Raw genomic sequence first — 14,127 nt, forward strand, 5'->3', positions numbered from 1 at the left:
AAGGTATGAACGAACCCGCCATGCCCCGCACACGCCCCTCCCTCCTGCCGCAGCTTGCCTTGTCAATTGCTATTATTTTGATAGCTATCGGCGCTTATCCAGCGCGCGCAGATGGCAAAAAAGACTCAAAGACCAGCACCGCCTGCCCGGCCGCCGCCGACATGGACCACCAGCACCTGCAAGGCCGCTGGCTGGCCGAGCTGCGGGCCCCGGCCGCAGAGGGCGCCACCCCGCCACCACCCACCACCGCCGTGCTGCAGCTGGGCCCCCACCCCGAGCTGGCACAGAGTGTGCGGGGCACCACGCAGCGCGGCAGCACCACGGCCCAGGTCAGCGGCGACGTGGACGATGGCGACCTGACTCTGGAAGAATCGATCAACGGCACGAACATCAGCGCCACCTGGACAGGCCGGGTGGTGGATGGAAGTTGCGGCAAGGAAATACGCGGAACATGGAACAACGCCCACCCCACGCCCTCGGCTCCCGCAGCCATTCCGTTTGTGATGCGCCGGCAGGCGGGGTGGCAGTGATGCCCACCATCCACACGCCCACCCGGGCAGCCACCGCCTTGGGCCCCCTGCACCACACGGCAGCCCTGGTGCTTTCGGCCTTGGCCACCCTGGCCCCCGCAGGCGCCGTGTGGGCGCAGGCTGCGCCCGCCCCGGGTGCCGACAGCGCCTGGCGCCGCTGCACGGCGCTGCCCGGCGACAACCAGGCGCGCCTGGCCTGTTTTGACCAGTGGGCCGCCGAGCAGACCTGGAAAGCGCCCGGCGCCTCGGCAGCCGACGCCGCCGCCACCACAACCGCCGTGCCCACCCCCGTGGACACCACGCTGCCCGCCACCCGCATCATCGAGGTGGCGCGCACCGAAGGCTGCCGCGACCCGCAGTACAGCGACCTCTCGCGCTTCTGGGAGCTGGAGTCGGGCAGCGACTGCGGCACCTTCAGCTTCCGGGGTTACCGCCCGATCACGGTGTCGGTGGTGGCATCCAGCAATGTGAACCGCCAGCCCACTTCGGACGCGCCCGACCATTCGGCCCTGACCTCCACGCCCTACCGCCGCACCGAGAACCGCATCCAGCTGTCGGTGCGCACCAAGATTGCCCAGGGCCTGCTCACGCAGGGGCATCCCACGCTCAAGGATTCGGTGTGGTTTGGCTATTCGCAGCAGTCGTACTGGCAGCTGTTCACGCCCCAGATCTCGCGCCCCTTCCGCACCACAGACCACGAGCCCGAGGTGATGTATGTCTACCCCACCACGGCGCAGCTGCCGCTGGGCTGGAAGTGGCGCTACAGCGGCGTTGGCCTGGTGCACCAGTCCAACGGCCAGAGCAACCCGCTGTCGCGCAGCTGGAACCGCGTCTACCTGATGACCGGCATGGAGCTGGACAACCGCTGGAGTGTGAACGCCAAGGTCTGGAAGCGTTTGTCTGAAAGCGCCGACAGCGACGACAACCCCGGCATCAGCGACTACGTCGGCCGGGGCGAGCTGGCGGTGTTCTGGAACGCCAACAAGGACAACACCCTGGGCGCCACCGTGCGCCACACCCTCGCGCGCAGCGACCGGGGCTCGGTGCGGCTGGAATGGATGCAGACCCTGGGCAGTGGCCTGTGGGGCGGCAAGAGCAACCTGCGCCTGCACACCGCGCTGTTCAGCGGCTATGGCGACAGCATGATCGACTACAACCGCAAGCGCACAGTGTTCAGTGTGGGGTTGAGTCTGGTGGACTTCTAGAGGTCATCCCCCTGAGGCGCTGCGCGCCTTCCCCCTTCTCTCGAATGGCTGCGCCATTCGGGAAGGGGGACGCAGCCCTCGCTGCGGGGCGGCCCTTGCTTGGCTGCCCTCGCCTGGTGCGTGCCGGTTTCGGAGACTGCGTGCACTGCCAAGAGCGGCAGAACAGCCTTCGGGCGCCACTCACAACTCGTTACGACATCATCCTCAAGTTTTTCAAAACGGCGCCGAGGCACCGCCACAATGGCACGCGCAACGACACCGGCAGGGCGCAGCCGCCACACACCCGATAAGCGCGGCTTTTTGGCCGCAATACCGGCCATTGCCTTGTGCGTGCACCCTCGAAAATGCGCCCAGAGAGGAACACACCCATGGACATGCAATACCAGCTCAAGGCAGGCAGCTACTACCTGTATGACATGCGCGAGGCGCCCAGCGCCGTCACGGGTGAACGCCGCTTCAAGCTCAAGACCGACACGGTGGCCATTGCGTTCGATGTGCACACGGGCGAGGTGCACCAGCATGGCAGCCCCACGCGCATCCAGTCGTGGGCCAACAACACGCGCCGCCGCCTGCGTGCGGCCGGGGCGCAGGACGTGGCCAACGACATCGTGGTGGTGTCGGGCCCGCTGCCCGTGGACGAACTCAACAAATGCCTGTGGGTGCGTGGCTATGTGCGCCGCATGTTCTCGCGCCTGGCGACCCTGCCCCATGGCAAGCTGCAGCGGCCGGCGGCCGAGCCGTTTCGCAAGGCGGCCTGAGCCTCCCGCTTTTTATCCGTTCCCCTCAGGGCCGCACACAGCGGCCCTGGTCGTTTTGGAGGCACCGAAGCGCCTCAGGCTTCGGCGTCCTCGGCCACGTCGCTGTCCACGGCCTCCAGCACCTCGGCATGTTTGACGATGGTCACGGGCACCGGGCTGGCGTGGGCCACCTCCTGCGACACCGACCCCAGCAGCGCGCTGGTGATGGCGCCCTGGCCCTTGGCACCAATGACCACCATGTCGCAGCCCGAGCGCTCGATCATGTCCACCAGCGTGTGCGCCACATCGCCCACCCCCACATCGGTTTCGTAGGGCACGCCCGCCGCCTCCAGCAGCGCGCGCGCGGGGGCCATCAGGTGCTCGCCCGCCTCCAGGCTGGCGGCGGCGATCAGGTCGGGGTCGCGCGTGGTGACCAGCTCGTACAGCGTGGCAGGCTCCTGCACGTTGGCCAGCACCATGGTGGCCTGCAGGCCCTGGCGCACCAGGGTCAGCGCGTGGTGCACGCCGTCCAGGGAGAGTTCAGAGCCATCCACTGCGATGAGGATCTTGAGCATGGTGTTCTCCTTGAGTGAGTCAGTGCAGACCAGTGTAGCGACGGCCTGCGCAAACGCCAGTCCATACCCTTGAAGCAGACCAGGCAAGCCCGTCTGGGACAATGCGCCCCATCATGCTGCAGTTCGAACTCCTCAAAACCGACCCCTCCAGCCACGCACGCCGTGGCCAGCTCACGCTCAACCACGGCGTGGTGCAGACCCCCATCTTCATGCCCGTAGGCACCTATGGCACCGTCAAGGGCGTGATGCCGCGCAGCCTGCACGACATGGGCGCGCAGATCATTTTGGGCAACACCTTCCACCTGTGGATGCGCCCGGGGCTTGACGTGATGCAGAGCTTTGGCGGCCTGCACGGCTTTGAAAAGTGGGACAAGCCCATCCTCACCGACTCGGGCGGTTTCCAGGTCTGGAGCCTGGGCGCCATGCGCAAGATCACCGAAGAAGGCGTGACCTTTGCCAGCCCCGTCAACGGCGACAAGCTCTTCATGTCGCCCGAGGTGAGCATGCAGATCCAGACCACGCTCAACTCCGACATCGTGATGCAGCTCGACGAGTGCACACCCTACGAGACCAAGGGCCACAAGACCACCGAAGCCGAGGCGCGCAAGAGCATGGAAATGAGCCTGCGCTGGGCCAAGCGCAGCCAGGACGAGTTCCACCGCCTGAACAACCCCAACGCGCTCTTCGGCATCGTGCAGGGCGGCATGTACAAGAACCTGCGCCAGGAGTCGCTGGAGCGCCTGGTCGAGATGGATTTCCCCGGTTACGCCGTGGGCGGCGTGAGCGTGGGCGAGCCCAAGGACGAGATGCTGGACATCATGGCCCACACGCCGCACCGCCTGCCTGCGCACAAGCCCCGCTACCTGATGGGCGTGGGCACGCCCGAAGACCTGGTCCAGGGCGTGGCCGACGGCGTGGACATGTTCGACTGCGTGATGCCCACCCGCAACGCGCGCAACGGCACCATGTTCACGCGCTTTGGCGACCTGAAGATCCGCAACGCCCGCCACAAGGCCGACCACAAGCCCATGGACACCAGCTGCACCTGCTACGCCTGCGCGGGCAGCTCCGGCGTGTCGTGGGACAACGGCGGGCGCGAAGGCTTCAGTCGTGCCTACCTGCACCACCTGGACCGCTGCGGCGAGATGCTGGGTCCCATGCTCACCACCGTGCACAACCTGCACTACTACCTGAACCTGATGCGCGAGGTGCGCGAGTCGCTGGAGGCGGGCACTTTTGCCCAGTTCCGCGCGCAGTTCAAGGCCGACCGGGCGCGTGGCGTGTAAGGGCGCAGCCTGGGATGCAATAGCTATATATTTGATAGCTTAAAAGACAATCCCAACAGGCGCAGAAGGCCAAAATCATTCAGAAAATACTGCACTCCCTGCTGCGCTGGCCCGGTCGCGTGGCGGCGGGCCTGGCCAGCGGTGTGCTGGCGCTTCTCATCCTGTTCGAAGAATGGGGCTGGGTGCCGCTGCAGCAGCTGCTGGCGCGCATCGGCCGCTGGCCGGGTCTGCGCTGGATCGAGGGCCGCGTGCGCGCCCTGCCGCCCTGGGCGGCCGTGGCGCTGTTTGTGCTGCCCACGCTGCTGCTGTTGCCCGTCAAGCTGCTCGCGCTGTGGGCCATCGGGCGCGGGCATGTGGTGCTGGGCATGCTCGTGATCGTGCTGGCCAAGGTGGTCGGCACGGCGGTGGTGGCGCGGCTGTTCACCCTCACCCAGCCCGCGCTGATGCAGCTGCGCTGGTTCGCCTGGGCCTATGCGCAGGGGATGCGCGCCAAGCACGCGGTGCTGGCCCGCGCCCGCGCCACCTGGGCCTGGCGCATGGCGCGGGTGGTCCAGCGGCAGTGGAAGAAGCGGTGGCGCCTGCGCTGAGGACCCGCCCCCGGAACCCGCACTGCGCCGCGCTGGCGCCTGTCACCTCCTTCGGTCACCATACGGGAGACCGGGCCCGCCCGGCCTGATCCGCCCCTACCACTGCCACCACACCACCGCCACGCAGCGCCATGGGTTTACAGCTTGACCTCCCCACCGTCCTCCTGCTCTACAAGACCGCCCTGGTGGCAGGGGCGCTGAGCATTTTTCACGTCAGCCGCCATTCGTGCCGCCCCCGGGGGTTCAGGCCCCTGGCGGCGGCCTATCTGCTGCTGGCCATTGGCGCCGAGCTGGCGGGCCAGGGCGAGTACCAGATGCTGCCCCTGTGGCTGTGGGCCCACACCAGCCTGCTGCTGGGCACGCTGGGATATGCGCTCTTCTGGGCCGGTGTGCGGGCTTTGAGCGGGCGCCGGCGGATCCCGCTTCCGGTGCTGGCCGCCGTCCCCGGCGGCTGGCTGGCGCTGGGCATCACCACGCAGTTTCCGCTCGACAACCTGCTGCGCGCAGGCGCGTTCCACCTGACTGCGGCCGTGGCCCTGCTCGCATCCGCCCATGAGGTATGGCGCGACCGCCACACCGAGCCGCTGCCCTCGCGCGGGCTGCTGGCCGGGCTGTTGCTGGCCAGCGCGGGCATCTTTGCGCTGCAGCTGTTCCTGATCGCCACGCAGGCCACCAGCCCGCTGGGTTTTGCCCGCGCGTTCTATGTGCTGATGTTCTGCCACTTCGGGGTGGCGCTTGTGGTGTCATCCCTGTCCAACGAGCGCGCCGAGGTGCGGCTGCAGAAGGTGGCGCAGACCGACACGCTCACCGGCATCGGCAATCGCCGCTGGGCCATGTCCATGCTGCCCGCGCAGTTGCCGGTGGGCAGCGCCATTGCGCAGCTCGACCTGGACCACTTCAAGCACATCAACGACCACTTCGGCCATGCGGCGGGTGACCGCGTGCTGCAGGCGGCTGCCGAGGCGCTGGGCAACCAGTTGCGCGGGTCGGACCTGCTGGCCCGCTGGGGCGGCGAAGAGTTCCTGGTCTACCTGCCGGACGCCCCCACCGACCACGCCACCGCCGTGGCCCAGCGCCTGTGCTCCGCCGTGGCGCAGATCGAGCTGTCAGAGCGGGGCGTGAGGATCCCCGTCACCGTGAGCATCGGCCTGGCCTGCGTGACCCGCGGCGGCGGCCCCTGGGCCGACTGGCTGGGCGCGGCCGACCAGGCGCTGTACGACGCCAAACGCGCAGGCCGCAACCGGATGGTGGTGGCGCCAGAGCGCCGCGCCTGAACCCGGCTGCAGCCGTGCGCCGGGCTGCGATTGATCTAATTTTGATAGCAACACAACCAATACCATCGGGCGCAAGTGGCCGAATATTCGCCACAAACACACGACAAAACCACAGGGCAAGGCCCGCAGGCTGTTGGCAATTGTCAACAAATGTTTCAACATACCAAGGCGCCCAGCAGCCCGCCCACCGGCTGCGGAGACAATCCACCACCGCTCAGCGCCCGCCCCTCCCCCGCCACCATGCTCCGCACCCTTGCTCCCTCCCGGCCCATAGCGCCTGCGCTGGCCTGGCTGGCCCTGGGGCTGCTGATTTTTGGCGCCTGCCTGGTGGGCATCTTTGCGCGGCCCATCGGGTTCCTGTCAGCGTTCTGGCCCGCCAATGCGCTGCTGCTGGGCCTGCTGGTGCGCTACCCCCACCTGGCCCGGCCACCCGCCTGGGCGGCGGCGGCGGTGGGCTACGTGGCGGCCGACCTGGTGACCGGCAGCGCCTGGGGCATGGCCCTGTGGCTCAATGCTGCCAACCTGCTTGGCGCCACGGCGGGCTGGCTGGTGCTGCGGAGGCTGGACGAACGCATCCGGCGCCTGCAGCGCACGGTGTCGGCGCTGTACCTGCTGCTGGCAGCGCTGGTGGCCAGCACCGTGGGGGCACTGGCGGGCTGCGGCGCCGCGCCGGTGTACTTCAACGCGCCCTGGACGGACCTGCTCTCGCTGTGGTTCAGCACCGAGCTGATGAACTACATGCTCATCGTGCCCGTGGTGCTGGCCGCACCGCGCGCCGACGACCCTCCCCAGGCCACGCAGGGCGGCCTGCAAGGTATGTCGCTGCTCTGGCGCGCGGCGCCCATCAGCTCGCTGCTGCTGGCCGAGGGCATCCGCACCGTGATCGGCGGGCCGGGCATGCTGGCCTTTGTGGTGCCGGGGCTGCTGTGGTGCGCGCTCAGCTACAGCGCCTTCACCGCCAGCCTCTTGTCGCTGGTGGTGTGCCTGTGGACCATGGCGGGCGTGGCCACGGGTGTGCTCAACTTCACGCCCGCCCATGCGGGCGATGTGTTCTCGCTGCGCGTGGGCGTCACCCTGCTGGCGCTGGGGCCGCTGGCCGTGGCCTGTGCCAGCGCTGCGCGCGCCGAGGCCCTGCGCCGCCTCGACCACGCCGTGCGCCACGACGACCTGACCGGCGTGCTCGCGCGCCGCGCGCTGCTCAAGCAGGGCGCGCGCCTGCTGGCCAGCCACCAGCACGAGTCCGCCGGGGTAGCGGTGCTGATGCTGGACGTGGACCATTTCAAGCAGGTGAACGACCAGCACGGGCATGGTGCGGGCGACCAGTTGCTCATCGGCATTGCCCAGGCCATGGCGCGCGAGCTGCGCCCGCAAGACCTGCTGGGCCGCCTGGGCGGCGAGGAGTTTGCGGCAGTGCTGCCCGAGGTGTCGCCTGCCGAAGCCCACGCCATGGCCGAGCGCCTGCGCAGCGCGGTGGAACAGCAACCTTTTGCCACCGCCCCCGGCGGCCAGGGCCCCACCCAGCGCGCCACAGTCAGCGTTGGCCTGGTGCACAGCGCCACGATGGGCGGCAACGCCGACATGGACACGCTGCTGCTGGCCGCCGACGCCGCGCTCTACCGCGCCAAGGCCGAGGGGCGCAACCGGGTGGCGCTGGCCTGAACCACCGCCCCAGGGATGTCCTGCATAACCCTCGCGGGGCGGTGGTAGTGCGGATCGGGATGGGGCGCAAGGCGTCTTTTTGCAGCCAATAGCCCAGCTATTGGCAAGAAAAGCAACGCAGCGAACCGCCCGAGGCCGCGCTATCACCGACCGCAGGGAGTTATGCAGGACATCCCTACAGGTACTGCGCCCAGAGCATGTTGCGCATGCGCCCCGTGGGGTCCCACACCGCCTTGGTGGCGCGAAACCGGTCGGCCTGCGGGTAGGCCGCTGCAAACTGCGCCGGTGTGGCATGGCGCTGGTACGGCAGGTAGTAGGTGCCGCCGTGCTGCAGGGCCAGGTCGATCAGCGCACGCGTCCACAGGCCCACGCCCTCCTGCGCCTGGGCGCTGGTGCCCTGCTTGAAATACAGCACCCACGAAAACACCTCCTCACGCGCCCAGGCCATCACGGCATCCGGGTCGGGCGGCGCGTGGCGCACCGAGATGTTGAGCACCTGCGCCCCATGATGCTGCAGGATGCGGGCCAGGCCCCGCGTGAAGGCCGCGAAGCGGGCCACCGGCACAAAATATTCCTGCAGCACATAGGTGGACTGCGCGCGGCTGGCGGGCTCCAGCGAGGCGGCGTCCAGGCTGGCCTCGCGGTTGCGCCACACCACCGGCTGGCCGCGCAGCAGCGCCGGGCGCACCACCTTGTGCTGCAGCTGGTGGCCGCCCGGCAGCTCGGTCAGGGCCCAGATCACGGTTTTGTCCAGGTCGTAGCGCTGGCCGCGTGGCATCAGGCGTTCGGGCACCGTCACGGGCTTGTCGGTGGTCGCCCAGGTCACGGCGGTGGCGCGGTCAAAGTGCGGGGGCAGCAGGTCGGCGTTGTGCATCACGGCGCGGGTGTTGGCGCGCACCTTGGCGGCGAAGAAGCCGGGGTAGTCGTCCAGCGCCACCTGGGCCACACTGCGCTCCATCGCGGTGTTGGGGTCCAGGTCCAGCTCCACCTCGGTGATCACACCCAGCCCGCCATAGCCGCCCAGGGCCGCGCGGAACAGGTCGGGGTGCTGCTGGCGGCTGGCTTCGCGCACCTCGCCGCTGGCCAGCACGATCTGCAGCGCCCGCACCGATGCGCCGATGGGGCCATGCCCCACGTAGCGCCCATGCACATTGACCGACACCGACCCGCCCACGGTGAAGTTCGAATAACTTTGCATGGTCCGCACCGCGAGGTCGTGCGGGTCCAGGTGGTCCTGCAGATCGCGCCAGCGCATGCCCGCCTGCACGCGCACCGTGCGGGCAGGGGCATCCAGCCACACCAGGGCGTTCATGCGGCGCATGTCGATGTGCAGGCCACCCTCCACTCCAATCTGCCCGCCCATGCTGTAGCGCCCGCCCCCCACGGCCACGGCACCGGGCCAGTGCTGCACGGCCTGCACCACCTCCTGCACCTGGGTGGGCACCACCACCCGTGCCACCCGCACAGGGTACAGGCGGGTCACGTTCTCGATGAGTGTGCCGGGGGCGCTGTGGGCGGACCAGGGCACAGCACCCAGCAGGCCTGCAGCGGCCAAGGCGCCCAGCAGTTCACGGCGGCGCAGCCCCTGGGACACGGTGCCCACCACCGCCTCAGTCTTCGCGCGCCAGCTTGACGCCGGCACCTGTGCCGCAGGCGTGGCAAAACCGTGCGAACGCGCTCTTGCGGGTGCTGCAATGGCCGCAGTGGTCAAACAGGCCGATGCCGCAGTGCGGGCAGAAGTCGATCTTCTCGTTCTTCAAATCCACGGGCCGCTCGCAGCCCGGGCAGACGTTCTTCGCCAGGCGGGCCAGGGCCACGTCATAGCTCAGCTCCTTGCGGCGCTCCCGGTCGGGCAAGGCCTCGGCCAGCTTCTGGCGCTCCAGGTAGCGGTTGAGCGCCTGGATGGCATAGCGCCCCACCACGGCCGTCACCGCAATGCCCACCACGTAGCGCACGTAGCCGCCATAGCTGGGCAGGTAGGGCACCAGTTCGACGAAGAAGGCAAACAGCGCAAAGAAGATGAAGCCCCACACAAATGGCCAGTAGGTGCCCTTGCGCTTCTTCACGAACAGCCAGCCCGCCACCGCCAGCAGGGGCAGCGTGAGGGCCAGCCGGTAGAGGAACACGCGCAGCTCGACCTTGCGGCGCTCGGCGTTGAGCTTGACGTAGCCATCGGACTCCATGCGGCTCAGCTGCTCCTGCCGGGCGGCCGCCGCCTGGCGGGCATCGAGCGCGGCCTGCTGCTGGGCCTCGACCGCCTGCTGGGCCTTGCGTTCGGCGAGCTTGAGCACGTCCAGCGCCTGGGTGCGCGCGATCACCTCAGGGTCCTGGTCAGCGCGCTGCGTGGCACTGCGCGTGGACAGCCAGTTGTTGAAGCTGTCCCTCTCGGCCTGCACCTCGCTGCGCACCTTGCTGCGCTGCAGCTGGGCCTGCTCCAGCGCGGTCTGCGCGTCCTGCTCGGCCTGGCGCGCGGCCTTGACCTCGGCGCGGAGCTTGTCGGCAGCGGTTTTGTCGAGGAAGTCATCCACCCGCAGCGGGGTTTCGACCTTGGGCAGATCGCCCACGATGGTGCCGCCCAGGCCGATGAGAAAGCTGGCAAACACCAGCGCCACCAGCCACAGGCCCCGGCGGAACCACTTTTCGGACAAACGCAGTGATTTGCTCATGGTGACTGCTCTCCTCAAATACTACTGATTTGATAGCTAAAACCGCTTACCAGGCAGGCGCAGAGGCCGGTTTTTACTCAGTTTTTCAGCACCAGCACCACCGCAGGCGCTGCCAGCTGGGTGCGCTGCAGCCAGGCCAGCACCGAGTCCACAGTGACGGTCTCGATGCGGTCCGAGAAGCGCTTCTCGCCCGGATGGTCGTCAAATGCAATGTTGGCCGACCCGACCCGCCCGCCCATGCGCGTGAGCGGCCCGAGCTTGAGCGCCGTGGGCTCATAGCCCTTGAACTGCAGCCAGGCCTGTGCCTGGTCGCGCGCACGCACGGTGGTGGGCTCCATGGCCATCGCCAGTGTCTCCAGCGCCCACTGGTTGGACTGCTGGTACTTGCGGCCCCAGGCATAGCTGACCATGCTGTAGGGCTGGTGCTGCAGCGCCTTGGTGCGGCCCTTGTCCTGCAGCACGGCCAGCAGGCGCTGCTGCACCTCGGGCGTGGGCACGGCGTACACGGCCTCGTAGCGCCACAGGTCGTCCAGGAAGAACTCGCCCAGGCCCTGGCGGTACAGATAGCCCACCGCCGTGCCACATTCGTTGAGCTTGTGCGCCACGCGCCAAGGGCCTTCGGCCGTCTTGTAGGCCCAGCCCATGTGCGAGTAGCGCAGGCCATATTTGGAGAGGTCCTGCCCCGCACGGGCCAGCGCCACCACCTGCGCGCCCGACCTGGCATGCTCGGCATCGAGCGCGGCCGAGGTCTGCTCGGCCAGCTTCATGCCACGCTCGATCACCTGCGGGGGCACGGGCTTGCGGGATTCGCACGAGCGGCCCGCATGGGCCGGGGTGGCGGCCAGCAGCGCGACCCCAGCGAGGAACACCATGCCCACCACGGCAGGGATGCGCTGCGCTGGACTGCGGCCAAAGGTCAAGGTTTTCACCATCGTGCCACTCCTCAAAGACGTTCGTTGTGCAGCAACGCACGGCCGATGGCGTTGGGCACAAAGGCAATCGCCTCGCCCGCTGCCGACAGGATCACACCCGTGCCGATCACGCTGCAGGTGACCACCGTGCCCACAGCGTAGGCCGAGCCCGCCACGCCACGGCCGACCACTTCCACGCTCACCTGGGCGCCGTCCGAGGCGCGCTCCAGCAGGTACACCGTGCCCACGGCCGAGGCCTCCACCGCCCGCACCGTCAGCACCGCGCCGCCCACCGACAGCGCCGCCGGCACTGTCACCACCGCACCGGCGGCGGCCGAAGCCACCGACGCCGTGCCCACCACCGAGGCCACCGGCAACATCGACAGCGCGGCAGAAGCCTCGCTCTGCGCCCTGGCTGGATTGGCAACCACCAGGGCTGCACACACCACCCCAGCTGCCAGCAGGGCACGGGGCAGGCGTGCCGCAGAGCCCCACGAAGAAAACATGGCATTCATCATCATTCACTCCTCAAAATGCGGCCCCACCACGCACCCAGGATGCGGGAGAAACCGGGTCGAAAACCAGAAAGAAAATTTGCCGGTACAGGCAGCGATGCGCCGCCTGCGTACATCCGATGCGATCAGTTCGCGCTGTTGCCGTTGACGGCTGCCTGGGCAGCTTCGCGGCGGCCCTGCAGACGGGCTTCCATAAGGTCCGCCTCGTGGCGGTCGCGCAGCATCTTGGCCAGCGTGAAGGCGGTGGTGATCAGGTAGAGCCAGCTCACGCCCAGAAACGCCTTGTAGGTCACGTTGATGTCCATGCTCAGCAGGCCCCAGCCCGTGAGGCCCATGGCCACCGCAAAGCCACCCCACACCACCAGCTTCCACAGGGGGGTGTCGCCACCGCCCCGGCGCGAAGCGCCTGCGTTGTCCCGCACAAACTTGGCCAGCACAAATGCGGCCGAGAGGCAGAACACATACCCCATCACCATGAACGCCTGCTCCAACTGTTCGCCAGGCAGCCATGCCAGGCCCACGGCGCACAGAAAAACCGCGATGCCAAACGAGACCCACACCTGCAGTTGCCAGGCCTTGGTGTCACGCTGAACAACGATGGGAGAAGAAGACATTGCTGTGGTGCCCCGGGGGGCGTTGGTTGAACACGGGGCGAATGGTGCCCAGACGTAACTTGCGTGTCTGCATTGAACCGTAACAGTGGCTACCCGCAGCCTGACCGGTATCGTTTAGCGGTACTTTTTCTCAGTTTGACCGCAAGAATCCGTTGTTTACGCCCTACGGATGGGCAACCCCGCACCTGCGCGACACGGGCCGCCGCCCCTGCCCAAGACAATGGCAGCACCCTGCGTGGCAGCCCCGAATGCCATGCGCGCCTGCTTGTTTTGATGGACGGAGACCCACCCCATGACCAAACCCTTTGACCTCGTCGTGCACGGCGCCACCGGCTTCACCGGCCGCCTGGTGATCGAATACCTGCTGCAACGCTACCCCGCAGGCAGCGGCCTGCGCTGGGCCATGGGCGGGCGCAATGCCGACAAGCTGGCCGCCGTGCGTGATGAAGTGGGCGCGCCGGCCGACACCCCGCTGGTCGTGACCGACACCAGCAACCCCGCCAGCCTGCAGGCACTGATGGACACCACGCGCCTGGTGCTGACCACCGTGGGCCCGTACCAGCTGTATGGCAACGAACTTGTGGCCGCCTGCGCGAAGGCCGGTGTGGACTATGTGGACCTGTGTGGCGAGCCCGCCTGGATGCGCCAGATGATCGACGCGCACGAAGCCACCGCCAAGGCCAGTGGCGCACGGATCGTGTTCTCGTGCGGGTTCGACTCCATTCCGTTCGACCTGGGCGTGTTCCTGCTGCAAAAGGAGTTTGCCCAGCGCTTCGGCCACCCCGCCCCGCGCGTGCGCGGCCGGGTGCGCAAGATGAAGGGCACCTTCTCTGGGGGCACGGCCGCCAGCCTCAAGGCCACCATGGCCGCAGCTGCCACCAACCCCGCGGTGCTGGATCTGCTGAAGAACCCGTTCTCTCTCACACCCGGGTTTGAAGGGCCGCGCCAGCCCACCGGCCACAAACCCATGGTGGACGAGGCGCTCGGCGATGGCGTTTGGGTGGCGCCGTTCGTGATGGCCGCCATCAACACGCGCAATGTGCACCGCTCCAACTTCCTGCTGCGGCACGCCTACGGCACCGACTTTGTCTACGACGAAATGCTCATCACCGGCCCCGGTGAAAAGGGCGAGGCCATCGCCAACGCGGTGGCGGGCGACAAGTCGCTGGGCTCGGACAAAGGCCCCAAGCCCGGCGAAGGCCCATCGCGCGAAGAGCGTGAGAACGGCTTTTACGACGTACTGTTCCTGGGCACCGACGCCGCAGGCAACACCCTGCGCGTGGGCGTGAAGGGCGACCGCGACCCGGGCTATGGTTCCACATCCAAGATGATCACCGAGGCCGCCGTATGCCTGCTGCAGGATGCCACGGCGACCCCGGGTGGCATCTGGACCACGGCGCCTGCGCTGGGTGACAAGCTGATCGCGCGGCTGCAGGCCAACGCGGGGCTGGGCTTCGCGGTCGAATCGGCATAACGCCCCAGGCGCCGCCGGTTTGTCTTTTTTTGCATCAGGGCGGTCCTGAAACGCACGGCTGCCCGCCCTGCAGTCCCGCAAAATGCAGGGCATG

At 68.1% G+C, this 14,127-nt stretch carries 14 protein-coding genes; 8 read left to right on the forward strand and 6 right to left on the reverse strand.

What is annotated here, in order from left to right:
- Positions 1-5 precede the first annotated feature (5 nt).
- The 3 genes from AC07Z7_RS05880 to AC07Z7_RS05890 all read left to right on the forward strand — a co-directional run bounded on the left by AC07Z7_RS05880 (position 6) and on the right by AC07Z7_RS05890 (position 2,493).
- Positions 6-530 (forward strand): hypothetical protein, encoded by a 525-nt coding sequence (locus AC07Z7_RS05880; RefSeq protein ID WP_494765641.1) that lies wholly within the window; start codon positions 6-8, stop codon positions 528-530.
- The gene (locus AC07Z7_RS05885; protein WP_494765642.1) at positions 530-1,735 is read left to right on the forward strand and encodes a phospholipase A; all 1,206 of its coding nucleotides are present in this window, start codon (positions 530-532) and stop codon (positions 1,733-1,735) included. Before AC07Z7_RS05880 ends, AC07Z7_RS05885 begins: the two co-directional genes overlap by 1 nt.
- A 368-nt stretch (positions 1,736-2,103) precedes the next feature.
- Positions 2,104-2,493, forward strand: a complete 390-nt coding sequence (locus AC07Z7_RS05890) for a hypothetical protein (protein ID WP_252658805.1) — start codon at positions 2,104-2,106, stop codon at positions 2,491-2,493.
- A gap of 74 nt (positions 2,494-2,567) precedes the next feature.
- On the opposite strand, the gene AC07Z7_RS05895 is transcribed toward AC07Z7_RS05890, so the two are convergent.
- Positions 2,568-3,047 carry a universal stress protein gene (locus tag AC07Z7_RS05895; protein WP_094290448.1) on the reverse strand — a complete coding sequence of 160 codons (480 nt, stop codon included), beginning with the start codon at positions 3,045-3,047 and terminating at the stop codon, positions 2,568-2,570.
- Positions 3,048-3,160: 113 nt separating this feature from the next.
- Here AC07Z7_RS05895 and tgt point away from each other — a divergent pair, with 113 nt between their 5' ends.
- The 4 genes from tgt to AC07Z7_RS05915 all read left to right on the forward strand — a co-directional run bounded on the left by tgt (position 3,161) and on the right by AC07Z7_RS05915 (position 7,853).
- Entirely contained in the window at positions 3,161-4,333 is a 1,173-nt protein-coding gene (tgt, locus tag AC07Z7_RS05900; RefSeq protein ID WP_094290449.1) for a tRNA guanosine(34) transglycosylase Tgt, read from the forward strand.
- A gap of 119 nt (positions 4,334-4,452) precedes the next feature.
- Positions 4,453-4,920, forward strand: coding sequence for a hypothetical protein (locus AC07Z7_RS05905; protein ID WP_240515737.1), 468 nt, complete (start codon positions 4,453-4,455; stop codon positions 4,918-4,920).
- Positions 4,921-5,051: 131 nt separating this feature from the next.
- A complete protein-coding gene (locus AC07Z7_RS05910; RefSeq protein WP_494765643.1) occupies positions 5,052-6,194 on the forward strand; it encodes a GGDEF domain-containing protein in 1,143 nt (380 codons plus the stop codon).
- Between the two features lie 240 nt (positions 6,195-6,434).
- The gene (locus AC07Z7_RS05915) at positions 6,435-7,853 is read left to right on the forward strand and encodes a GGDEF domain-containing protein (RefSeq protein WP_494765644.1); all 1,419 of its coding nucleotides are present in this window, start codon (positions 6,435-6,437) and stop codon (positions 7,851-7,853) included.
- A gap of 175 nt (positions 7,854-8,028) precedes the next feature.
- Here AC07Z7_RS05915 and AC07Z7_RS05920 read toward each other — a convergent pair whose 3' ends face one another.
- The 5 genes from AC07Z7_RS05920 to AC07Z7_RS05940 all read right to left on the reverse strand — a co-directional run bounded on the left by AC07Z7_RS05920 (position 8,029) and on the right by AC07Z7_RS05940 (position 12,559).
- Positions 8,029-9,456, reverse strand: a complete 1,428-nt coding sequence (locus AC07Z7_RS05920) for an FAD-binding oxidoreductase (RefSeq protein ID WP_494765645.1) — start codon at positions 9,454-9,456, stop codon at positions 8,029-8,031.
- A 7-nt stretch (positions 9,457-9,463) separates the two neighbouring features.
- On the reverse strand, positions 9,464-10,519 hold the full coding sequence (locus AC07Z7_RS05925; RefSeq protein ID WP_494765646.1) for a serine endopeptidase: 1,056 nt from the start codon (positions 10,517-10,519) through the stop codon (positions 9,464-9,466).
- A 77-nt stretch (positions 10,520-10,596) separates the two neighbouring features.
- Positions 10,597-11,391: a DUF2145 domain-containing protein gene (locus AC07Z7_RS05930; protein WP_494765661.1), complete on the reverse strand. Its 795-nt coding sequence runs from the start codon at positions 11,389-11,391 to the stop codon at positions 10,597-10,599.
- A 71-nt stretch (positions 11,392-11,462) separates the two neighbouring features.
- Entirely contained in the window at positions 11,463-11,948 is a 486-nt protein-coding gene (locus tag AC07Z7_RS05935) for a hypothetical protein (RefSeq protein ID WP_494765647.1), read from the reverse strand.
- Between the two features lie 122 nt (positions 11,949-12,070).
- On the reverse strand, positions 12,071-12,559 hold the full coding sequence (locus AC07Z7_RS05940) for a YiaA/YiaB family inner membrane protein (RefSeq protein ID WP_494765648.1): 489 nt from the start codon (positions 12,557-12,559) through the stop codon (positions 12,071-12,073).
- 292 nt (positions 12,560-12,851) lie between these two features.
- On the opposite strand from AC07Z7_RS05940, the gene AC07Z7_RS05945 reads away from it, so the two are divergent.
- Positions 12,852-14,033, forward strand: coding sequence for a saccharopine dehydrogenase family protein (locus AC07Z7_RS05945; protein ID WP_094290323.1), 1,182 nt, complete (start codon positions 12,852-12,854; stop codon positions 14,031-14,033).
- The last annotated feature ends 94 nt before the right edge of the window (positions 14,034-14,127 follow it).

The sequence above is a fragment of the Acidovorax sp. GW101-11A03 genome, assembly GCF_059424825.1.